This window comes from Shewanella sp. 553 (assembly GCF_059338375.1).
This window is the reverse complement of sequence record NZ_CM181701.1, coordinates 1,031,360-1,053,766: the sequence shown is the minus strand read 5'-3', so window position 1 is coordinate 1,053,766 and position 22,407 is coordinate 1,031,360. Positions and strand designations below refer to the sequence as shown.

At 45.4% G+C, this 22,407-nt stretch carries 16 protein-coding genes, 2 tRNA genes and 1 pseudogene; 8 read left to right on the top strand and 11 right to left on the bottom strand.

Annotation, left to right across the window (positions count from 1 at the left end; translation table 11 throughout):
- Positions 1-433: 433 nt before the first annotated feature.
- Positions 434-811: a cytoplasmic protein gene (locus tag AC5YBZ_RS04720; protein WP_494519802.1), complete on the top strand. Its 378-nt coding sequence runs from the start codon at positions 434-436 to the stop codon at positions 809-811.
- A gap of 207 nt (positions 812-1,018) precedes the next feature.
- On the top strand, positions 1,019-1,240 hold the full coding sequence (locus AC5YBZ_RS04715; RefSeq protein WP_494519803.1) for a hypothetical protein: 222 nt from the start codon (positions 1,019-1,021) through the stop codon (positions 1,238-1,240).
- Positions 1,241-1,380: 140 nt separating this feature from the next.
- Here AC5YBZ_RS04715 and ltaE read toward each other — a convergent pair whose 3' ends face one another.
- Complete coding sequence (gene ltaE / locus AC5YBZ_RS04710; RefSeq protein ID WP_494519804.1) at positions 1,381-2,388, bottom strand: low-specificity L-threonine aldolase; 1,008 nt, start codon at positions 2,386-2,388, stop codon at positions 1,381-1,383.
- Between the two features lie 460 nt (positions 2,389-2,848).
- Between ltaE and AC5YBZ_RS04705 the strand changes: the two genes are divergently transcribed.
- Positions 2,849-3,490 (top strand): trimeric intracellular cation channel family protein, encoded by a 642-nt coding sequence (locus tag AC5YBZ_RS04705; RefSeq protein WP_494543474.1) that lies wholly within the window; start codon positions 2,849-2,851, stop codon positions 3,488-3,490.
- 138 nt (positions 3,491-3,628) lie between these two features.
- On the opposite strand, the gene AC5YBZ_RS04700 is transcribed toward AC5YBZ_RS04705, so the two are convergent.
- Positions 3,629-4,204: a YceI family protein gene (locus AC5YBZ_RS04700; protein WP_494543473.1), complete on the bottom strand. Its 576-nt coding sequence runs from the start codon at positions 4,202-4,204 to the stop codon at positions 3,629-3,631.
- Complete coding sequence (locus tag AC5YBZ_RS04695; RefSeq protein WP_494543472.1) at positions 4,201-4,755, bottom strand: cytochrome b; 555 nt, start codon at positions 4,753-4,755, stop codon at positions 4,201-4,203. The genes AC5YBZ_RS04700 and AC5YBZ_RS04695 overlap by 4 nt, the downstream gene beginning before the upstream one ends.
- Before the next feature lie 379 nt (positions 4,756-5,134).
- Here AC5YBZ_RS04695 and AC5YBZ_RS04690 point away from each other — a divergent pair.
- Together AC5YBZ_RS04690 and AC5YBZ_RS04685 are read left to right on the top strand one after the other, a co-directional pair.
- Positions 5,135-5,210: transfer RNA gene (locus AC5YBZ_RS04690), tRNA-Phe, on the top strand.
- A 21-nt stretch (positions 5,211-5,231) separates the two neighbouring features.
- Positions 5,232-5,307, top strand: a tRNA-Thr gene (locus AC5YBZ_RS04685).
- A 305-nt stretch (positions 5,308-5,612) separates the two neighbouring features.
- Here the strand turns inward: AC5YBZ_RS04685 and nagP are convergent.
- From nagP to AC5YBZ_RS04660, 5 genes are all read right to left on the bottom strand, one after another.
- Positions 5,613-6,917 carry an N-acetylglucosamine MFS transporter NagP gene (gene nagP, locus AC5YBZ_RS04680; RefSeq protein WP_475516128.1) on the bottom strand — a complete coding sequence of 435 codons (1,305 nt, stop codon included), beginning with the start codon at positions 6,915-6,917 and terminating at the stop codon, positions 5,613-5,615.
- A 243-nt stretch (positions 6,918-7,160) separates the two neighbouring features.
- Complete coding sequence (gene nagX, locus AC5YBZ_RS04675) at positions 7,161-8,297, bottom strand: transmembrane glucosamine N-acetyltransferase NagX (RefSeq protein ID WP_494543471.1); 1,137 nt, start codon at positions 8,295-8,297, stop codon at positions 7,161-7,163.
- 104 nt (positions 8,298-8,401) lie between these two features.
- Positions 8,402-9,532: an N-acetylglucosamine-6-phosphate deacetylase gene (gene nagA / locus AC5YBZ_RS04670; protein WP_494519810.1), complete on the bottom strand. Its 1,131-nt coding sequence runs from the start codon at positions 9,530-9,532 to the stop codon at positions 8,402-8,404.
- Between the two features lie 44 nt (positions 9,533-9,576).
- On the bottom strand, positions 9,577-10,485 hold the full coding sequence (gene nagK, locus AC5YBZ_RS04665; RefSeq protein ID WP_494519811.1) for an N-acetylglucosamine kinase: 909 nt from the start codon (positions 10,483-10,485) through the stop codon (positions 9,577-9,579).
- Between the two features lie 309 nt (positions 10,486-10,794).
- Positions 10,795-13,530: a beta-N-acetylhexosaminidase gene (locus AC5YBZ_RS04660; protein ID WP_494524429.1), complete on the bottom strand. Its 2,736-nt coding sequence runs from the start codon at positions 13,528-13,530 to the stop codon at positions 10,795-10,797.
- Positions 13,531-14,484: 954 nt separating this feature from the next.
- Here AC5YBZ_RS04660 and AC5YBZ_RS04655 point away from each other — a divergent pair.
- Entirely contained in the window at positions 14,485-15,204 is a 720-nt protein-coding gene (locus AC5YBZ_RS04655) for a SapC family protein (RefSeq protein WP_494519813.1), read from the top strand.
- A 190-nt stretch (positions 15,205-15,394) separates the two neighbouring features.
- Here AC5YBZ_RS04655 and AC5YBZ_RS04650 read toward each other — a convergent pair whose 3' ends face one another.
- Positions 15,395-16,924, bottom strand: coding sequence for a tryptophan halogenase family protein (locus AC5YBZ_RS04650; protein ID WP_494543470.1), 1,530 nt, complete (start codon positions 16,922-16,924; stop codon positions 15,395-15,397).
- Between the two features lie 119 nt (positions 16,925-17,043).
- Positions 17,044-19,666 (bottom strand): annotated as a pseudogene (locus AC5YBZ_RS04645) (TonB-dependent receptor).
- A gap of 422 nt (positions 19,667-20,088) precedes the next feature.
- Here AC5YBZ_RS04645 and AC5YBZ_RS04640 point away from each other — a divergent pair.
- Positions 20,089-21,111, top strand: coding sequence for a LacI family DNA-binding transcriptional regulator (locus tag AC5YBZ_RS04640; RefSeq protein WP_494543469.1), 1,023 nt, complete (start codon positions 20,089-20,091; stop codon positions 21,109-21,111).
- Between the two features lie 147 nt (positions 21,112-21,258).
- Here AC5YBZ_RS04640 and AC5YBZ_RS04635 read toward each other — a convergent pair whose 3' ends face one another.
- Positions 21,259-21,597 carry a P-II family nitrogen regulator gene (locus AC5YBZ_RS04635; protein ID WP_110456541.1) on the bottom strand — a complete coding sequence of 113 codons (339 nt, stop codon included), beginning with the start codon at positions 21,595-21,597 and terminating at the stop codon, positions 21,259-21,261.
- Positions 21,598-21,886: 289 nt separating this feature from the next.
- Here AC5YBZ_RS04635 and AC5YBZ_RS04630 point away from each other — a divergent pair, with 289 nt between their 5' ends.
- Positions 21,887-22,399, top strand: a complete 513-nt coding sequence (locus tag AC5YBZ_RS04630; protein WP_494524426.1) for a GspH/FimT family pseudopilin — start codon at positions 21,887-21,889, stop codon at positions 22,397-22,399.
- Positions 22,400-22,407: the final 8 nt, after the last annotated feature.

Here is a 22,407-nt window from a genome sequence, read left to right as displayed (position 1 = left end):
CTTAACTCCGAACAAAAGGCGACCTTAGGTCGCCTTTTTTGTACCTATATTTCGTACTGAACTTTAATACCTACCGATAAACCTGATAATTTTTTGAACAGCCAACTTTGTATTTATCTGTTTGCATTACCTCTTACCATTCCCGCCAAGGTCTTTAATTGACCCACCTGCAATCTAGACCATAGCTCAATTCAATACGACTCGATTAGCTGCTGCTTTATTAATCAGTGGTAATATAAAATATGTAAGACTATGAGAAATGAGACATTGCACAGGTTATGCTTGCTATAGTCGTGTTACAAAAGGTCGACAGCGATTTATAACTCTACGTACTCAATCAGTTTTCTCTATGTTTTGAGTCGAATAAACATTGACCGAAAAGAAACGCGATGCCTATGATGGCATTGATATCCATAATTCAGGTAGGTAATTTATGACAGCAATCTCTCATGTTTACAACTACACAGTTCGATGCCCACACATTAAAGATCCTGCTCATCCCACCACATGGCAAAACCATGTCGAATTTAACGAATCATGCGAAATAGGCCTTAACCGTATCACCAAATGGCACGATCGCTCCGGCCATCGTATCTTTGAACAAGAGGGATTTGTTGTTAGAGAAGCCGATGCTGAAAGCTCTTATTTCTCGATGAACTATTCTCGTCTCAAGTGCAACGGTCATGTCTTGGTCACCTTTAAGATCTATATGGATGACTTCACTAAAGACACTTCGGTACAAGAAATCATGGTGCACCTTATCAAAGACTATCAGCAGAGATTATCTAAACTCGACTCACTTCAAGGATAGCCACCAGTATTCCGATACTACCTCCGTCATTGGAGGTAGTTTATTAATCATCCCCTTAACTGATCTCCTCCGTCCGTCACTTTCATCTGTCGATAAGTTAATGACACTCATTGCTATAGCCTTGCAAGGTTACACTTAAGCACGCAAGCCTTTACTGGCTCAGAGAAAGGGTTAGAATACCCTCACCACCTATCGAAATAAGCCCATATGAAAGTCATTGTTATTCCTCTTATCGCACTGCTCAGCATAGGTGGTTGCGCCGAACTTAAACAAACCGGACGTACCATTGGCGATACTACACGCGATGTTACTACTGAAATTGGCCATACCACTCGCGATGTCACTCGCGCCATTGGTCACGCTTCTCGTGACGCGGTCATTGCAGTTAAAGACGATCTGAGTAAACAAGAAAACGGCAAAGAAGAGTGACGTAACAGCACGCTTACTCTAGATGTTATTCGTCAGATAACAAGCGGCTTAAGCTAGCAAGAACCGGTTACTATAATTAATGGGCGCCAGCAACAAGCCTCCCTGAGGATGGCTTGTTGTTGGTAGCTAACCACCTTAGTTTACAGTAGAGCTTTAAGTGTCTTAATAAAGGTATCGATATCATTGCGGCTAATATCGGCATGGGTCACCAGACGCACAACCGAACCAGGGCTTAATAATATCCCCTGTGCTTTTAATCCCTTAGCAATGGCAGTGATATCAAGTTTATCGCTGACTTTAGCAAACACCATATTCGTCTGCACCTCGGCGACATTCACCTCAAACTCTGCCACGCCCTGAAACTGCTCGGCAAGATAATGGGCATTGTCATGATCTATCGCTAAACGCTCGACTTGCTCGTTAAGTGCCAACTCTGCGGCAGCGGCCAGTATGCCAGCTTGGCGCATGCCACCACCGAGCATTTTGCGCCAACGCCGCGCCTTGTTAATTAAACGCTCATCACCCAACAACAGCGAGCCCACTGGCGCACATAAGCCTTTTGACAAGCAGATAGACACAGAATCAAAATATTGGGTAAGGTCACTTATCGCCAGCCCCTGGGCCACAGCCGCATTGGCGACCCGGGCACCATCAAGATGGATTTTAAGACGATGATTAAACGCTAGCGCTTGAGCATCTGCCAAATATTGTGCCGATAACACCTTGCCACCAATGGTGTTTTCTAAGCTAAGCAGTCGGGTTTTAGCAAAATGAATATCATCGGGTTTAATGGCCGCTTCAATATCGCTCAGCAATATAGAGCCATCGGCCTGATTGGCTAATGGCTGCGGTTGCACACTGCCAAGTACTGCGGCGCCGCCCCCTTCAAATTTATAGTTGTGCGCCTGTTGCCCACAAATGTATTCATCGCCCCGTTCACAATGCGACATCAGCGCCAGCAAATTGGCTTGAGTGCCCGACGAGGTAAACAGGGCGCCATCGAAACCAAAGCGTTCTGCCGCCATCACCTCTAATCGGTTAACCGTGGGATCGTCTCCATAGACATCATCGCCAACCTCGGCGCTGGCCATTGCTTTACGCATCGCCACTGTTGGCTGAGTTACCGTATCACTGCGAAAATCTATCATTATTCCCCTATCCTATCGCTACACAATACACAGTGCAGGCATCTTACTCCTCGGCTGAAATCCTCGCCAGCATAGGAGAGGATTTTTTATTGAACAGCGCCTTATTGAAAAAGCGTCATAAAACCTTTGCTTGATTAAAAACCAGAGCCTTTAAAACCAAAGCCTTTAAAGATCCAGTAAAGTGAGTGGTTACACAAAGTGCTTTAATCTGTCAGCCCTAAAATGGCACCAAGATCTAGCTCAACACCTAATCGCGATGAGGAGCTATGGCTATGCATAAAAATCCCTAAGTAAAAAACAAAATCAAATCGAGTAAGATATCGCGCCACATCAGTAAAAACGTTCAACGGCGCACCCAGGCAGCATTAATAAAACTAATCAAAAACCATAAAAAATATCGTTGTCAATTTGCCTTGTCATCAGGCAGAATCCGGCTCCATTTGATCAACGAGAGCAAAAGATGCAACAAGCTGAATTTATCACCTTACTTTGGTTTATTGGCATCATCGCCGAAGCCATGACCGGCGCACTCTGTGCTGGGCGCAAACAAATGGATCTGTTTGGCGTGGTGATCATCGGCTGTGCTACCGCCATTGGCGGCGGGACACTCAGAGATATGTTGCTGGGTAACTACCCATTAATCTGGGTTGAAAATGTGCACTACTTGGTCGCTATCGCCTTTGCCTCACTACTAACAGTGATCATTGCGCCGGTGATGCGCTATTTATCCAAATTATTTTTAACCATAGATGCACTCGGCTTAGCCGTGTTTTCAATCATTGGCGCGCAGAAGACCTTAATGCTGGGTTTTAGCCCCGTTATGGCAATTGTGATGGGCGTAGTCACTGGTGTATTTGGCAGCGTGATCAGAGATATTTTATGCAACCAAGTGCCATTGGTGTTCCAAAAAGAGCTCTATGCCTTAGTGGCCTTGCTCACGGCGAGTCTGTATATCGTCCTTGATCATTATGCGGTAGCCAGTTGGCTTAATTTAGCCCTGTCACTGACCTTTGGTTTTGGCTTTAGAATGCTAGCCATTCGTTATCACTGGAGCATGCCAAAATTTAACTATCAATATCATCAAGATAGTGAGGCAAGTTAAGTACAGTAAAGCCTCTATACCCGCAGGTCTCGAGGCTTTAGCTTATCGCTATTTAGCTAACCTATGCTTATTACCTATGTTAGTTTACTTATATAAAGTAAGCAGCTAAGCCATGATGAACCTACCTAAGCTTTAAGCTTACTGGCGAATACCTTCAACCACTAAGTCTAAAGTAACATGACTAGAGGCTGGCCCTAAGTCCATCTTAATATTGTAATCTTTTAGTGCGAGTTCAGTTTGGCCAACGAAGCCAACACGATAACCGCCCCAAGGGTCTTGACCTTCACCCACCAAATGGGCATCGATAGCGACATCTTTGGTCACACCGTTAAGACTCAACTGACCCTTAAGTACAAACTCGCCATCACCTTGTGGTTCTACAGATGTCGACGTAAAGGTAGCTTTAGGGAATTTGGCCACATTCAAAAAATCACTACTACGCAGATGCTTATCACGCTCAGCATGATTAGAGTCGATGCTGGCAGTATTGATAGTGACATTGACCTTAGAGGCGCCAATATCGCTGTTATCAAAACTAAAATCACCTGAAAAGTCATTAAAACGCCCCACCACAAAGCTGTAACCTAGGTGACTCACACTAAACTGCACCGAGGCATGGGCGCCTTGCGTGTCGATAATATAATCGGCGGCATTTACTTGGGCCGACATCATAAGTGCACCTGCAATAACGCTGCTTAACATACCCTGTTTCATTTTATCTCCTTAAATGTAGTCATTCTGATTAATGTAGAATCTTTATCTATTAGATGATGCTTAATCGCCCCTAGGGCGTGAACAATAACCAAGCCAATAAGGCTATAGGCCAAATATTGATGCACCAAGCCTGCTATATCGGCTTGGCCTGCAAATAACTCGCCCATACTGGGCAGCTCTAACAACTCAAATACTGGTATGCTGCGCCCATCGGCGGTAGAGATCAGGTAGCCGCTGGCAAAAATGGCCATTAACAATAGGTACAGCAGAGCATGCACCCAAGAGCTGAGCCGCTTTTCCCAACGCTTATGCTGTGGTAACGGCAAAGGTTTAGGATTGCCCCAGCGCCACATCAAGCGAACAACGGTGGCAAGCAGCAGTAGAATCCCCATACTCTTGTGTAATGCTGGCGCCGTTTGGTACCAACTACTGTAATACGTTAATTCCACCATCCAGAAACCCAGCCCAAATAAGCCGAACACCACCAGTGCCGATGCCCAATGTAATACCATACTGACCGCACCATAACGGTTCTGCGTATTCTTAATCATGGTGTTAACCTATCACTTCATTCTGTTGCTAATATTACTTTCGATTTTAATAGGGGAATAGCGCGTAATTTAGCCAATAACGTTCTATTTTTTAGAATTAGCTGACAATCACCAGATAACTCGACTCAAACGAGGCAAGCTTTTGCCGAAAACAGTTGCGATTGAGGCCACTTTCGATACTGGTAACGCCCAAAATCAGTATCAAAAAGCAGCGTTTTTGATAAAAAAAAACCACTTAGCACACTAACTGACCATGCAGTTAAATTTATCTAAAAAAGCACTTGCAGGAAAAATATCATCGCTATATTATACGCGCACTCCAAACGAGACGGGTTACAAACACCTGGTTTGAAGTAGTTAACTAACGCTTAGTTTAGTTGCCCGAATAGCTCAGTCGGTAGAGCAGAGGATTGAAAATCCTCGTGTCCCTGGTTCGATTCCGGGTTCGGGCACCACTATTTAGATGTAACAGTTAAGCCGGCATAGCTCAGTTGGTAGAGCAACTGACTTGTAATCAGTAGGTCCCGAGTTCGACTCTTGGTGCCGGCACCATAAAAATAAAAAAACCACTCTTTGAGTGGTTTTTTTATGCCTGAAATTTATCATAAGCTTATCAACAAGCGGTCAAGCGGTATTGATTAAGCCAAGCTTATCATGTATTTATCTAAGCGCCCTTGCTTGTGTGGCGAAAGGCAAACGTCATGGTTCCAAGCCCAAGTAATCCTCTGTCACGCAATACCAACCTGCCCTTGAATGGCTTTAAATAAGCAAAAGATAGCACCTTGTTATCAATAAAAATAGCGCATAAAAAAAGGAGCCTGCGCTCCTTTTGATAATCATGTTATTCAATCACTGGCTCACTTCCAGCTTTTTATCTTATGGCCTTTCAGGGCATAAAACAGAATAAACAGATAACAAGGTAGCATCACCATATAGCCGCCTTGTAATCCCAAAGAGGTGGCTGAGCTGGTTATCCCCCAGAATAAAGGACCAAACGCACCACCGGCAATCCCCATCACCAGTAACGCAGAGCCTGTACTGGTCAACTTACCCATACCCGACAACGCCAAAGGCCACACAGCAGGCCACACAATGGCGTTAGCTAAACCTAAAAAGGCGATCATCAACAAGGTGTCGGGCAGCATGACTCCACCTAAGGGTACCAATAGGGCGTTGGCTATCACATAGGACTCATTACTCCCCAATAAAATCCCCATCGTCAGCAAGATACCTAATACTGCCGAGATGGTTAATGCCGTGGGTTGGGAGATAAAGCGCGGAATAGTTAATATACCTAAGATATAACCTAACACCATGCAGATCATGGTATATGAGGTCATGACACCATATTTTTCGATCCCTAAACTTAAGGCAAAAATACCTATGGTATCGCCAGCAATGACCTCAACCGCGACATAGAAAAATAGCGCAACCACACCTAAGGCAAGATTAGGGTGCGATAACGCTTCGCGAGTGTGTCCTTTACCGCTTAAGGTTTCATCATCTTCCTTAGCCAGCTCAGGTAATGGCGACTTCTTCACTAAAATAGCTAAAAAGCCGATAAATAACGCCATTCCCATATAGGGATACACTAGGCTATTAGCCATTTCATCAATTTGAACTTGGGTAAGCTCTATGCCGACGCGATCACTAAAGCTGTCTAAAATGAGTGCGGTAAACACCATAGGGGCAATCACACCCGCGCCTTTATTTAAAATCCCCATTACGCTAACGCGCGCTGCTGCCGATTCTTCTGGACCAATTCTTACCACGTAAGGGTTTACCGCTGTTTGCAGTAAAGTTTGCCCAGTCCCCATCACTAACTGAGCCAATAAAAACAGCGCAAATATTTGTGTTTTAGCCGCGGGAATAAAGAGTAAGCCCGCCAACATCATGATCCCCATACCTAAAGCCATACCACTCTTGTAGCCTACTTTGCGGATCACCCATGCCGAGGGTAAGGCAGTAAATGTCACTGCAATATAAAAAGAGAAGAGGATTAACGACGCTTGTAGGGGAGAGAGTTGTAGGATCTGTTTGAGGTAAGGCATTAACGACCCATTTAACCACGTCGCAAAACCTAAGATAAAGAACAGTCCTGCGACAATCGCCATCGGGATCACGCTGCTGCGCTTATTTTCGCTATTTAATGTCATTTCCATAAGCCAAGTTTCTTATAGTAATTAATATATTGGTATGGGATTAACCTATACCGGCTCAGTATTGATAATGGTACTTATGACAATGGCGACGCTTATCCAACCAGACTTTTTGCCACCTTGTTTCACCGATGTTAAAACATAAAACCCAAAAAGACAACGCTGTCATTTTGGGTTTTTATTAAATTTACCACTAACAGCTGGATTTAACAGGCTAAAGCCTAGCAACCCACTCAGCCGCAACAATTACACCTTAATAAAGATGTCACGCTTATACATCCAAAAAAGTAACAACCATTGCACCAGCAATAAGGCGAGCGTGGCGGCCAACATCTGCGCATTGGCGGGTAATGCATCGATGAGTCCACCAAAGAGACTGCGTGCCATATAGTCCCATTTCACCAAACTAGAGGCTAAATAGATGATGATGGCGTTACAGCCGATGACCACGAAAACATAAACCAATTTGTGCCATTTCAACACATCCACCAGCGCATAAAATACGCCAAGTAACAACAAGCTCCAGCCGGTAGTGACCAACACAAACGAGCTGGTCCACAGATCTTTATTGACTGGCAACAAGCCATCACACCACCAGCCTAAAGTTAATACGCTAACGCCAATCAGCAGCAACAGCGCCACTTTAGTCCACTCCCCTTTGGGGTGCGTTTTAACAATAAAGCGCCCGGTAAACCCCCCAGCAAGGGCGTTAATCACCGCGGGTAAAGTGGATAGTATCCCTTCGGGATCCATCGCTCGTCCTTGGTAGGTGATCCCGGGGAGAAAATGACTATCGACATACGCATTAATCGAACCCTCCATCGATAAATCACCTGCCACCCCACCCGGTACTGGCAGCAGCAATTGCATCGCACCGTAGCCAATCAGCAACCCCAGCGCCACGATAATTTGAGTACGCAAACTGGTATGCCACACTAAGATGGCGGCAAAAAACCAGGCAAAGGCAATGCGCCCAAGTACACTGGCATAACGAACATCATCCAAGGATGCCGGCACCCCGACACCCCAACCATGGTTATAAAGCACACCCAAAAATAGCAGTAATAACAAACGTTTTACTGCGTGACGATACACAGGCCAGCGAGCAGACCAAGGCAAAACATCAAGCCGCTTAGGCGATAAGCCAAGCGCAACGCCCGAAAGGAAAATAAATAGCGGAAAAATCAAATCATAAAAGGTAAACCCGTGCCATTGGCTGTGCTGCATCTGAGCATCGGCAATGCGCCAACCTTGCCAGCTGGTCAAAGCGAAGAGGCCGGCAAATAGGGCTTCACCGCCTAAGATCCAAAACATATCGAAGCCCCGTAAAGCATCGAGTGACATTAATCTCGGCTTAGCCATCTTGGCCTGTTCGGCTTGCATTGGCATACTTCCTATGATGTTTATAAAGATGTAGTTTATCTATCACTAGATAGCGCAAGGCCCTAAAAGCATGACTTTTAGGGCCTGTTATTGATTCAAATGCGTTAGCCTTGATACACCAAGTGCCCAGCAATATAGGTTTGCTGTACCTTATGCTGGTCTAACAGTACCAAATCGGCCTTGGCGCCCACACTCAGCTGTCCCCGCTGCGCCTGATGTCCGATAAACTGCGCCGGATAGAGAGCTGCCATGCGCAGTGCTTCATCGAGTGATAATCCGAGTAAGTTGACGCTATTATTCACCGCTCCCATCATATCAAGTACACAGCCCGCCAGTTCACCTGTCACCGCGTTTAAACGCGAGCCTTGGCGAACCACCTGCGTGCCAAATAGTTCGAAACTGGCATCTTGCGCCATACCGACAGGCGGCATGGCGTCGGTCACTAGCATCACCTTACCTTTAGGTTTAGCGTAAATCGCGACTTTAGCGGCAGCGGTATGTACATGGTGACCATCGACAATCAACCCGCACCAGGCGTCACGACTCTCGATGGCGGCGCCGACCATGCCAGGCTCCCGCGACCCCATTGGTGACATGGCATTAAATAGGTGCGTAAAGCAGGTGGCCCCCGCAGCCAAGGCTGCGACTACCGTGTCATAATCGGCGTTAGAATGGCCTAAGCAGACCCTAACCCCTTGCGCGACTAATGCCTCAATCACTTCAGTGGAGACATTTTCTGGTGCTAAGGTAACGACTTTGGTGCCTAAGTCGTTGCGGCTAAAGATGGCTAATTCCGCATCAGAAATACGCCTAATATGCGACTGGGGATGCACCCCTTTTTTGGGCACCGACAAGTGCGGGCCCTCAAAATGCACCCCAAGCACACCATGACAACCTTGAGCTATCGCTTGGGCAACAGCATCGGCAGCACGCTGCATCACCTCTACCTTATCGGTGATCAGGGTGGGTAAAAATCCTGTGGTGCCAAACTGCGCGTGAGCCCGGCCTATGGTGTTAATACACTCAACACTGGGGTCGGCATTAAACAGTGCTCCACCGCCGCCGTTCACCTGTATATCGATAAACCCAGGCACTAAGGTGCCAGTCAGTTTAATGGGCTCAACGCCCGATACCGTATCAAATACGCGAATATGACCATCTTCTAGCGTGATGGGCAGCTGATGATGAAACTGCTCACCATCAAACAGCCGTTCAGCAATGAAAGTTTGTTGCATAACTAATGTCCCCTGAAGCCGTTAACGCTGGCGGCGTGCAATAGTTAACGTGTGGTGGATTGTGCGGCCACCTGCTGGCGGGCATAGTAAGCGGCACCAAATTCTGGCGGCGCGATCACCGGCGCGATGTTGGCCACAACATCGCTATCTAACCAAGGTGCTAACGGTTCGGCTAAGCCCCCAATCATTGAAAAACGTGGTGGATTAAGCTCAAACAGTTTATGGGCCAGCTGACTTAAATAAGCGGCGCCTTCGGTCACAATCGCTTTGGCGACCTCATCATTATCATTGGCACAGGTTAACACCGTCCGTGCCAGCGTGGCATAGCTGCTGGAGGATTGTCCGGCTAAATGCGCCACGATACCCATGGCATCGTACACCTTAAAATATGCCAGTAAACGCTCAGTTAGCGCCGTTGGCGGCGCAAAGCCATCGAGGTGTAACAGCACTTGTTCGGCCGCTTTTAGCCCTAACCAAGCGCCGCTGCCCTTATCGCCTAACATAAAGCCATGGCCACCCAGGCACAGAGATTGCTCACCGACATGGGCATAACCACACGACCCCGTACCCGTTATGATAACCGCACCATCGCCTCCATTATGGGCGCCAATGCAGGCGGCGTGTAGATCGGTTGTGACATACATCTGCGCAAAGGGATGCTGCCAGTTTGCTACCTGCTGGTATAGGTGCGGCACATTAACCCCTGCTAGCCCTAATCCGGCAATGAGCTGGCGGCTATCGCTTAAGGCTAATCCTGCATCGGTTAACGCCAGCGCGGTCGACTGTTTAATCGACTCAAAGGTTTGCGACAAACCATGAAGTGGATTAGCGCGCCCAGCAACGCCACTGCCTAAAATACGATTGTCTGCAGCATAGATGGTCGCACGGCATTTACTTCCCCCACCATCTATACCTATGTATAAGGGCGTATCCTTCGTCTGATTCAATCCCATTACGGACCTCTTTTACCGTGTTAATATCCAAAATTACCGTTAATCGAAACCATAACTTTGGGTCGCTACTGCAAGTTAATACAATGTTACAATAACAATGACAGCGTTGTCATTTATTTTATTGCTATCGATAGACAACTAACATGCCATCTAGCATCGAATTGATTATTGCTCTTGATATTGCAAACTTCGCATCGAAAACGTAAGTAAAACCACATCAAAAAGGCTCCGTCATGCCGCGGCTTGTTGATGGTGGAGCAGGAAAAGAGTGACCTTGATAGTAGGTTGTCACTCTCAAATTCAAGCAGACTAATTGACGCTGAGTATGCGCCCTTTGCGCTGCCCATCCGCCGCCACGCCTCTGACCTCGACTTTGCCCTCAACCTCGACTTGTTGAGTATAGGGTTGCCACTGCCCCCCATTCAGTCGGTATTGGGCCTGCAAACCAGGATAGAAGTGGTTAATCTGCAACATGCTATTTTTAATACGCGCCCCTAGGGTCGGCACTCGATAGGCAATATTGGCCATATCAAGTTTTAGCAACTCTTTATGACCAAGCGTGTTGGCAAATACCTGCCATTGAGCCAGCTGCTTGGCGCGCATATCATCAGTAAAGAAGCCGCTATCTTGATGATAGATAGCCCCTTGGTACTGATATGGCACTTCCCAGTCGGCTTGATGCCAAGCACGCTCGGCCAGTACTAATAGGCGCGGAAAAATCATATATTCGGCAACATCGTCACTGCGAATGGTCTCACTCCATATTTGCCCTTGAAGGCCACGAAATGTCACCCTTTGGGCTAAGGGACCACTGAGACGTTGTCCTTGCTCATTGAGTTTAATGGTGTCGTCAGCGATAAAAGGTTGGCCTTCGATATTGGTCCACTGCTCGGCGTTAGCGGGGAGGTTATCGGGCATAAAGCTAAAAATCTTGCGCTCGTTGGTATTACGACTTGCCCAGTAATAGCCATGCTCTTTCGGATCGGCCTCATAAGGAAAATCGAAATAGAGCACCTCAGGATTACTCAGCACTGTATGCCACTGTAAATTAGCTTGTTTATGTGCACGCTTAAAACCGTCATGGGAGATCACATCCCAAATATTACTCTGGGTAGTGGCTGGCATCCGCTCTGGGCGAGTGTGGCTCATGCCATCGCTCCACCCTGCTGCCTCTATGCCTTTTTCAGCCAGCATATTGGCAACACGCTCAATAAAGTAGGCGCCATAATCTTGCTCACTGGCCACGCCTTTATCGTTATTGCGTAAAAACGCTTGGCATACTGGCGACTCAATCCAAGCGCCTGCCGTTTCATCGGCGCCAATATGGTAGACGGTCAAGGGCTGGCCTGCTTGCTGGTGTAGCAGGGCTATCTCATCGACCACTTTGCCGACAAAATCAAATGACGACTCCAGACACACGTTAAGCGTATTATCGTCATAATATTGGATTGAGGCGTATTGTGTGGTGTCCTGAGGATCGATTAAACGATATTGATTCGCCGCCGCAATATCACCTTTTGCCAACAACTTACGATAGCGCGCCTCCATCGACTTAATGGCTGCGCGCGAATGTCCTGGCATATCCATCGAGGGGATCACTTGGATTTGGCGCGCGTTAGCATATTTAAGGATGTCGATATAATCGGCTTTAGTGTAATAACCATTAACAGCGCTCGCGGCGTCGGGACCACTGCCAAGCTGCGGAAGCAGACAACGATTTTCCTGCAAGTCATGGCAGCGTTTACTGCCAATGTCGGTTAATTCGGGCAGGCCATCAATCTCTAATCGCCAGCCTTCGTCATCGGCCATGTGCAGGTGCAGCTTGTTAAGCTTATAGGCTGCCATCTGATCGAGCAGATCTAAGATAAACTGCTTGCTGTGAAAGTTACGCGCCACATCGACATGCATGCCTCTAAATTCATATCTTGGCTCATCTTCAATCTGCATGGTATTTACGCTAAGCGCATTCACATCGATAAGGCTAGTGAGCGAAGCGATACCATAGGCGTATCCCGCATCATCGCCAGCGCGGATCGTAATGTTCTCCGGCGCGATGGAGAGCTGATAACCGCCTGCCATAAGTGGTTTCGTTAAGGGGCGTAACGTCAACGAGATCCCCTGGTTTTGCTCGGTAACACCAAGGCGCTCAAGGCGTGCCAATGCTGCATCAATTGCGCTACGCTTGACCTCTGTAGCTGATAACTTATAGCCAGAGCTGAGTGACACTGCTTGTGCATCACTGTCGATAATTTGCGATTTAGGTGTAGGAATTATGGTGTTAATAGCAAGTGTTGGCTGCGGCTGTACCTGGGCATTGGCCTCAAATAACACCTCAGCCCTGGCCCATTTAAGCGTATCGGTACCGCTGCGCTTATATTGAGTTTGCTCACTGACAAATGCCACGGCGTAGGGGCGCGTCTCCATGCCGGTGTCAGGATCGATACCCAAGCGAGTACTGGCAATCACCTCAGGCTCAAGCCCTGACGCCACAATATAGTAATTAGGCATCGCATCCGTTTCAGATAATTGCCATAACTCCCCGAGAAAATCCACAGTATATGTTTGCCCGGCCTCAAAACCGGCAAACTGCTCGGTGGGGGTAATTTTATGTAGATCACCTTTGACATGGGTAATAGCAAACTGTGGTGATGACTCAGACAATTGCTGCGGTGGTAACACCGCCTTAACGGGCCGCAGTTGGCTGTAATAAATCGCCCAGTCGCGTGCTTTAAAATCAATTGCCGATGTAAAAGTGATTTGCGCGGCAAAACAGCGTCCATCGACACCGCTACTGGTACATTGCTGCGGATAATTAGTCAGCGTTGCATAGGTAACGGCCAAGGTGTTGGCAAAATCATGCAACTGCTGTTGCGATATCGCGCCGTTTTGAGACGCTGTCGTACTGATAGCTGCAGCTTTGGTCGTAGTGGCGGGCTGAGGATCAGATAGAAGACTTTGTGGAGATGAAGACTCGAGTGATTTTGGGCTACACGCCGCACTTGATAAGGTGAGCATCACCGCGAGAGCGGCAAGATTATTATTCATGGACTTCCTCTATTATCTTATCCACAACGCGCGATACCGAGTTTGTGGTTTTATCCATACTCATTGGAGCGATACGATTTATGATTAACCCAGTGCCTTTGCATGCTAATGAGGGTGAATAATGGTTTCACGACAGCAACTTTAAATACCGTTAGCCACTATGACGCTTCGCTATCAATCACTAAAAATAGCCATAAAAAAATGCTAGGTGCAGTAACTGTTATTCACAGAATAAAGCACCTAGCTATCTCTAGCATCCGGGGAGAGACTATAGGAAACATCAAACACAATCATGCCGGATAAACCAAGCGATAACTGCCAAACACATGCATGTAAGAGACCTCTTCCTACATCATGTTAACCTTACAAACAGAGATGTCACACAAGCAAATGACAACGCTGTCATCTGTAAACTTACACAACAAAAAACAGAATATCTACATTTTTTTGACAAAAAATGTTTTTTTTAGCCTAACCACTGTTATTCCTATCCAGATTGGCACAGTCTAGAAATATAAAAATCAAAAACAATTTCACGACAATGTTGATAACTATTGATAACATCATCATGTTACTCTCATATGTAACCTTAGCTAAGTTAGCTGTACTGTAATTGTCATGCTCAATTGATGAGGCGATATGTCTAAGCATGGCACGATATCTACAATTAAAAACCTTAATAAACAGATGAGTACATGAAGAAACTTATTTTAAACACTAAGTGATGCGATGCTAAATGACTGGGTATAATTGCCCCAATAAAACCAACTCTAACTATTGGGGGTAAAAGAGATAAATTTACTAGACTCACAAAATAACAACCAAAGTAAAAATACCAAATAAAAAAATTGTTAAGCTAATAAAACTAATTAGCGTTAGGAATAATTTAAAGGCGGCTATGTGACTTTAGCCAACTTAAACTAACGCCAACGAATTGCATAAAGGTAACCAACCATGACACAAATCGCCCCCCTTTCTTCACAAAAACACTTGCACTTCAAGTTAGCGCAATCAACAGACTACAGCCGATTTTCTGCTGAACACTTAATCCCTGTTGTTGCGCGAGAGATCCCCAATTTAGCCGCTGAGTTCCCCATTGTATTTGTGAAAAATAGCGAGACAGGTCGATTTACTCCTGTGGCAATGATGGGCATTAAACCTAAAATAAATCTTTATTGTCAGTCAACTAAATGGCATGCGCCGGTAACCCCATTAGGGTTTAGTAATGCTCCTCTCTCCCTCGCCAAAACATCTGCACAAAGCGATGAACTCATGATCTGTATCGATGAGCAGAGCCCCTTACTCTCACAACATGAAGGGATCAGGCTCTTTAACGATAATGGTGAGCAGACGGACTACCTTACTGCCAGAACCAATGCCTTAATGGATATTGCAGCACTACATCAACAAACACAGGCTATATGCCAATATCTGGCTGATAAAAATCTGCTTAGCCCGCAACAACTCACGATTAAGGGAGGCGAAAACGTACAACATATCAACATTAATGGCGTATATGTGATCGATGATGAAAATCTTAACGCTATCAGCGATGAGGACTTTTTAGCACTTAAAAACAAAGGATTACTGCCCATTATTTACGCTCACAGAGCTTCGTTAAACCAGTTATCAAGACTGATTGTTGAACAGAATAAATACGACAACCAACAATAATTCATCACGCGATAATCTAGTGGGGATAAGTAATCATTTACACTTGGCGATATAACAAAAAGTCATATCGCCAAGTGCTCAATATAAATAGATGAGCTAGGCTCTCAAATGAGTAATATGGCGCAGCTTTATATCAAGCGTTTAGTGCTCACCTCACTTTTAGCGTTAATGGAAATAAGCACCATTGAAATCAGTTTTTTTGTAATCCATAGCGAATAATTTTTTGTAATAAATCCCTATGATCTGGCAGCGTGTCGACTAATTGAGCCGTCATTTGTTGCCCTTTTTGTCGACGAGATTGCCACGATGCTTGATGATCTTGATTCTCGCCAGCATGCGGCCGAGTATTAAATTGCATCCCGTAAAGCACATAGAGGTAATTTTCTAGGTCAAATACCTCAAACTTACTAAAAAAGTCTTGCCGACTCGGAATATGGTTTTGCCACAACTGAAGCCTATCGGCTAATGCGGGAGGAATGGTATTGCTGTCGCGGTTATCGACCCAAAAAGGCGCATCTGTTCGATCGGATATGCAATAGTGTAATTTAATGAACTCAACCACTCTCTCCCAAGCGTAGCTCATCACCTTATTTAGTTGCTCGGCAATCAAGCTTAATTCTGCCTTATGTTTTGGCAATCGATTGGCAAAAAAACCTGCGGCAAAGTCTGTTAATAAGATAGAAGTGGCTTCCAATGGTTCTAAAAAACCTTGAGCCAAACCGAGTGACAAACAGTTTTGGTGCATAAACCGCTCACGGTAACCTAGCCTCATCGGTAAAATACGGTATTGAAACTTCGCTAAATCGTCACCAATGTATGTCGCCAATTTTTTAAGCGCCGTAGCCTCGCTCATATATTTTGATGCGTAAACAAAACCAATTCCACGACGCTGAGTCAAGGCTATGTCCCAAATCCACCCAGCCTGGTGAGCAGTAGCTAGTGTAAATGGCGCAATCGGTGCATCATCAGCAATGGGCACCTGCACCGCAATCGCCTTGTCGACAAAAAGTTGCTTAGACTTGTCGACAAATGGCACCTTTAGCGTCTTATCAATCAGCAGTGCATCAAAGCCACTACAATCAATATAAAAATCAGCGGATATCGTACCGTGACTATCGGTTTCAAGAGACGCTATATCACCACTATCATTAAGATTTACCGCAACCACATTTGCTCTAATATGCTCGACCTTGAAGCGAGATGTGGCATTGGCTGCCAACAACTGCGCAAACTTCGCCGCATTAAGATGATAAGCGTAACCAAGTGAGCCTTTATATTCGGCATGGGTGATCTGTTTTGGCCCTTTATAAGCTTCACACACTGCATGTTGAGGTGAGACCACATCACCATAGTAGCCCTGCTTGTTTTGCAACCAAACAGGGATTAAAGCCTCCTCCACAAGCAATGGGGAATCAAATAAGTGATGATAAAAATTATGTTCGCCGTGACGCTCCTTATCTAGCCAGTTAACAAATTTTATCGATTGCTTAAACGTTGCATCGCAACTTCGAATAAACTCAGCTTCACTGATACCGAATCGCTTTAAACTACTACGAATAGCTGGCACCGTTCCCTCACCAACACCAATTGTTGGGATATCGGGCGATTCAATAAGCGTCACTGTCACCGCTGTATTATCTGCTAATGCCTGACCAATATGATTTGCCGCCAGCCAACCAGCCGTGCCTCCGCCAACAATAACGATTGTTTTAATGTCCATGTATTACCTTTTCAATCTGACCTATAGAGCCTGATAGCAACAGCTTTAATCTTGTTATGCTGTCAATAAAAAGCCCAGCAGATGCTGGGCTTAATTACAATCAACTATCTCAATAGTGATTAGAATCTAAGTGCAACACCCACCTTGTATCGAGCTTCACCTTCGAAACTCCACACTGGGTAATCGGCTTTAAATTCAGGGATAACTTCGGCATCTAGCGGAGCAATACCTGTTTGTATGCTATCTTCTTCGGTTAAGTTAACCGCTTCGAAGGTAATGTCCATCCAATCGGTAATACTGTAATTCATGCTTAAGTCGAGTGAACCATAGTCTTCATGTTGCCGGTTGCCATAAAATCCTGGCAGTTCACGCATCATGTACTCACTACGCCAGTTGTAAGCTAAGCGAGCATTGAAGCTCTCCATCTCATAGTAACCGACTAAGTTAACTGTATGCTTAGAGGAGTCAGAGAAGACACCGACTTGATCAGGGTAGTTCTCCGCTGGTGAACCCGCATCGGCAAAGGTGTAGTTAGCCGAGTAGCCAAAACCATTGTCATATGAGTCTTGAAGTTGTAATTCAATCCCTTCGATACGACCACCATCGGCATTGTACTTTTCACTGACGGTCCAGCAATCGTAAATTCCAACGCCGCATGCACTATCACCTTGGGCGATAAGGTCGTTATCATCAATACCAATCTGCTGGTTTAACTTTTGACGAGTGGTGATAAATGAGCTGACATCTTTAATAAAGTAAGTGATAGATGCTAAGCCTTCGCCGCCAAAATACCACTCTAAGCTAAGATCTGCCTGCGTGGCTTTAAACGGGTCTAATGAAACTGAGCCACGGTTTAACTTTTCATTACCCGGCGTTCCATCGTTCAGAGTCTGGAAGTGTTGATGTAGCAAAAAGCTCAGAATAGTTAGGACGCGATATCACTTGCGCCGCAGAGGTACGTAAAATCAGATCTGGAGCTAAATCAAATGCGATATTCACACTTGGCAACACATCGTTATAGCTAGACTTATCAGTACTCATCTCATCGGCAAATTGGCCTGAATCACTCAATGCATAGTAATCTGATTCGACATCGGTAGAGATAAAGCGCAAACCAAAGTTACCGCGAATACCATCGGCCTCAAAATTCGCCATCGCGTACGCCGCAAGGTTTTTTTCGTTCAAGGTGCCATAACCCGACTTATCGCGAGTAAAGCCATCAACTGCAGCGTATGCATCATTGATCATCGCATCAAAATTGGGCTTAGGTAACGTAAAACCAGCACCAGAAGAGATGGTACCTGAATAATAATCAGAGGCGTCTTTCTCGGCGATATCACCCACAATTGCCGCATCAGTTTCTTGAGTCACATCATGGTCGGCGTAACGCACACCGGTTTTAATTGAAGTAATAGCCCCAAAGTCAACCGGGAAGGTTAAATCGACTTGCGCATAAGTCTCTTCATCTGTATTGGGTTGTTTTTTCAATGCCCAGCCAGCGGTTGCCAGTTTTCCATTAAAATCACTGGCATCAAAATCTTTATTTGCAATATCGATAGCAATCTTTTCACCGGTAGCATCATAGTGGCCAGCAAAGTCACCGGGTTGGCCAATTGAATTACCATAATTAGACGTTAGGCTTGTACCACCATCTGAGCTGGTATTGCCAACACGCCCTTCTAGAGTGAAATTATCCGCTTCATACTTAAAGTCAAAGTCATAGGTGTCTGACGACATCTCAGCTTGACGAGCCCAAGTTTGTGCCCATGCAAACCCGCCTTCACCTGTATGAGTAATATCAGTACAAACACCGGCTGCATTGGTTAGGTTACAGGTACTTACACCTTGTTGAGTTGGGAACAAGAAAATAGAAGTATTAGCGTTATCCGCCTTTAAATCCATACTGGTTACCGTAAGGCCAAACTCTAATTTATCTGTAGGGCGATACTGCGCCGCAACGTTATATGCCGTGCGCTCTCTGTCTTGTTGGAATGTCGTGGGGACAATTTCACCCCAGCCCAATAAAGTCTCGATACCATTGCGTTGATATTCAGTTTGAGAGCCTGCTGCCGACACTAGAATACCGAAGTTTTCGTTGTCATTTTTCCAACTGTATAGTCCTGAAAGCGCCGGATCGGTCTCTTCTGAGATCGTTCCGTAATCCCCTTTAGCACTGAGGAACACAGTGTTAGCATCTAAATCTAACGGCTTACGGGTCTTAACGATAACTGTACCGCCAATACCACCTTCGGTGATATCAGCCTGTGAAGACTTATACACCTCAATACCGCTCACCATCTCTGGCGGCAATAGTGAATAGTTAAAACTACGGTCAATAGCCTGTTGATCGAACCAGCCAGTTGAGGCAACTGAATGACCATTGAGCAGCGTGCGGGTAAGTTGTGATGAAGCGCCACGAATAGACACCTGCTGCCCCTGACCAAATTGACGATTAACAGTCACACCAGGAATACGCGCTAAAGACTCACCCACATCGCCATCGGGAAATTTACCAATATCTTCAGCGGTCACTGCGTCGACAACGGCATCAGAGAAGCGTTTAGCGTTGATGGACGCCTTCATTGATGCACGTAAGCCGCGCACTTCGATTTTTTCAATATTATCGGTATTAACAGTTTGTGCCTCAGCTTCCGCTGCGATGGCTGAAACCGACATTGCGCCGCTCATGAGTAGTGCAATATTTGTAGCTAGTATACTTTTCTTAAAAGTAGATGGTCGCATCTCGTATCCCTTCCATAACTTTATTATCGTTTTAGTTTCATGCCCATTCCCTCAACAGGAATGACAACGCTGTCATGTGGGTACAAAGATTACACAACAATTAACAGTTGCGCCACAACAAAATAACCAAAAAAACTTAAATATCGTCTAACACATCACAAAGCCAACAATAACTTGTTTAGGAATAAAAATATAAGGCATTGATAATATTAATTAAAAGTAATCGTGAATTTACTATTCGTTAAGAAGAATCGTTCGCATAAAATGCTAAAATCGATTTGATGATTGCTTAATTCGTTAAAAATTAGCAATATTGTCGGTAGGGGAAGTGAGATCTGCTGTGTCGTCATACAGTACATCGTTTGAATAAAGTTAAATTCTGTAGACTGCAATTAGCAGCTATCACAATGAGTGACCACTAGATGAAAGTAACCATAAATGATGTTGCCAAGTACGCTGGCGTCTCGATAAAGACGGTATCCAGAGTCACCAATAAGGAGCCGTCGGTCAGGCAAGCGACCATTGATAAAGTCAATCAAGCCATTACAGCGCTTAACTACCAACCAAACCTCGCTGCACGTAACCTAGCCGGAACCAAATCCTATGTCATCGCTTTTGTGTATGACAACCCTAATGCTTACTATGTCATTGATATGCAAAATGGTATTTTATCAGCTTGCAAACAAAGGGGGTACGAGCTACTGATCCACCCTTGTGACGCAACGTCAGAAAATATCTGCCAAGAACTAACAGATATGGTACGCCACGCACGCCTATCGGGCTTAGTGCTAACCCCCCCTCTGTCAGAGGATCCCAAAGTGCTCGCGGCATTGGATAACATTAACGCTAATTATGTGCGTATTATTGCCGGTGAAGCGGCGGATCAATATGGTGGCTTAACGGTATTAGTTAACGACAGGCAGGGCGCGGTATCGATTACTCAGCATTTAATCGATCTTGGCCATCAACATATCGCCTTTCTTAGCGGTGATCAGCAGCATGAATCAACAAAAGAGCGCTTAGCTGGCTTTAAGCAAGCGATGCAAAACAACCAGTTACCGGTTAATGAAACCTATATCATTAATGGTCAATACTCTTTTGAATTTGGGGTTGAAGGTGCCAAAATATTGCTTAGCAAGCCAGATAGACCGACTGCTATTGTCGCCTGTAACGATGAAATTGCGGCAGGCGCCTTATTTGCCGCGCGTTTAGAGGGCGTTTCGATTCCTGCAGAACTGTCCATTGTCGGCTTTGAAGACAGCCCCTTTTCGCGGCAAACTTGGCCTAAACTCACCACGGTGCATCAGCCAAACGATAAGATAGCCCAAACCGCTACCGAGCTGTTGATTGCACAGCAAAACAAACTAGAAGATACCCCCACCGAGCATATGTTTATGCCAGAACCAGTGATCAGAGATTCTTCTGCGAGCCCGCTGTCATCCTAAGTGTTAACTTGACTCAAGACGCGCCATGCAAGTACTAAAAAGCCGTTGTTCATTACAACGGCTTTTTAGTAACTTGAGGATCCGCAACAGCAAATAACGAACTGTCCCAGTAGCGAAAGGCCTGTCACGTGATAGAAGTTACAATAATTACACTGCTTCTTCGTTTTCTTCACCGGTACGAATACGGATAACGCGCTCGACTTCAGTCACAAATATCTTACCGTCGCCAATTTTACCCGTTCTAGCGGTATCGACTATCACTTCGATAGCCTGCTCTAGTTGTTCATCTTGGATAACAAGTTCAATTTTCACCTTAGGTAAAAAATCGACCATATATTCGGCGCCACGATATAATTCGGTGTGACCTTTCTGGCGCCCAAAACCTTTGACTTCAGAAACTGTCATGCCGGTAATGCCGATTTCAGCCAGAGATTCTCGTACGTCATCTAACTTAAATGGCTTAATTATGGCTTCAACTTTCTTCATCAAACGCTCCCTTTAACTTTATTTGGCAATAACAACATGTTGTTATTAGCTTACCACGCTATATGATTACGCAGAAGTTGAATATCTACGATACCAAGCAGAAGTAATATCCGCAGCTAAGAACAATATAAAACAATGCCAGATAACAAATCGGCACTAAGCCACGCCAACAACTATACTTTACATTCTGTGACCAATTATAGCCTAGTCAATTTAACCACCCCTACAACGCTTTTACTCAATTGAATCATCGCAGGATGCGATGATCATGTATGCACAAGGATGATGTATGGATAAGCATTATGGATTTAACCTCATCGAATTAATGGTGACTTTAATTGTCGCCACTATCTTAATCGGCATCGCCGCACCAAGCTTAAGTAACCTTTACGATGCACAGCGGGCAAACAGCTCGATTCGAGAGATTCAACAAACATTACAATTTGGCCGAAATGCAGCAATAAGCTATGGATTAAGAGTCACTATTTGCCCACTAAAAGATAACCAATGCGATGAAAATTGGCAAAATGGCTTATCCGTATTTACCGATTCTGGCGTAACCAATCAACTTGATGCTAATGACAAGTTACTATTAAGCACGAGGCCCTTTCACCCACGAGATACTGTTGACTACAACCGTGCCGCGGTGCGCTTTCAACCGGATGGTCTTGCATCAGGAACCAACGGCACACTCACTTATTGTCCGACATCGGCTAATAACCCCAACTCCAAAGCCGTTATCGTCAATCAGGCTGGGCGAGTACGATTTTCAAATAAACAACAGATTAGCTGCATTAAGTGATGCCAGTT

Coding starts and splice junctions, on each gene's coding strand:
- AC5YBZ_RS04655 (WP_494519813.1), top strand. CDS start 14,485: ATGACACAAATCGCCCCCCTTTCTTCACAAAAACACTTGCACTTCAAG.
- ltaE (WP_494519804.1), bottom strand. CDS start 2,388: ATGATAGATTTTCGCAGTGATACGGTAACTCAGCCAACAGTGGCGATG.
- AC5YBZ_RS04700 (WP_494543473.1), bottom strand. CDS start 4,204: ATGAAACAGGGTATGTTAAGCAGCGTTATTGCAGGTGCACTTATGATG.
- nagP (WP_475516128.1), bottom strand. CDS start 6,917: ATGGAAATGACATTAAATAGCGAAAATAAGCGCAGCAGCGTGATCCCG.
- AC5YBZ_RS04715 (WP_494519803.1), top strand. CDS start 1,019: ATGAAAGTCATTGTTATTCCTCTTATCGCACTGCTCAGCATAGGTGGT.
- AC5YBZ_RS04650 (WP_494543470.1), bottom strand. CDS start 16,924: ATGGACATTAAAACAATCGTTATTGTTGGCGGAGGCACGGCTGGTTGG.
- AC5YBZ_RS04720 (WP_494519802.1), top strand. CDS start 434: ATGACAGCAATCTCTCATGTTTACAACTACACAGTTCGATGCCCACAC.
- AC5YBZ_RS04660 (WP_494524429.1), bottom strand. CDS start 13,530: ATGAATAATAATCTTGCCGCTCTCGCGGTGATGCTCACCTTATCAAGT.
- nagK (WP_494519811.1), bottom strand. CDS start 10,485: ATGGGATTGAATCAGACGAAGGATACGCCCTTATACATAGGTATAGAT.
- nagA (WP_494519810.1), bottom strand. CDS start 9,532: ATGCAACAAACTTTCATTGCTGAACGGCTGTTTGATGGTGAGCAGTTT.
- AC5YBZ_RS04635 (WP_110456541.1), bottom strand. CDS start 21,597: ATGAAGAAAGTTGAAGCCATAATTAAGCCATTTAAGTTAGATGACGTA.
- AC5YBZ_RS04630 (WP_494524426.1), top strand. CDS start 21,887: ATGGATAAGCATTATGGATTTAACCTCATCGAATTAATGGTGACTTTA.
- nagX (WP_494543471.1), bottom strand. CDS start 8,297: ATGCAAGCCGAACAGGCCAAGATGGCTAAGCCGAGATTAATGTCACTC.
- AC5YBZ_RS04640 (WP_494543469.1), top strand. CDS start 20,089: ATGAAAGTAACCATAAATGATGTTGCCAAGTACGCTGGCGTCTCGATA.
- AC5YBZ_RS04705 (WP_494543474.1), top strand. CDS start 2,849: ATGCAACAAGCTGAATTTATCACCTTACTTTGGTTTATTGGCATCATC.
- AC5YBZ_RS04695 (WP_494543472.1), bottom strand. CDS start 4,755: ATGATTAAGAATACGCAGAACCGTTATGGTGCGGTCAGTATGGTATTA.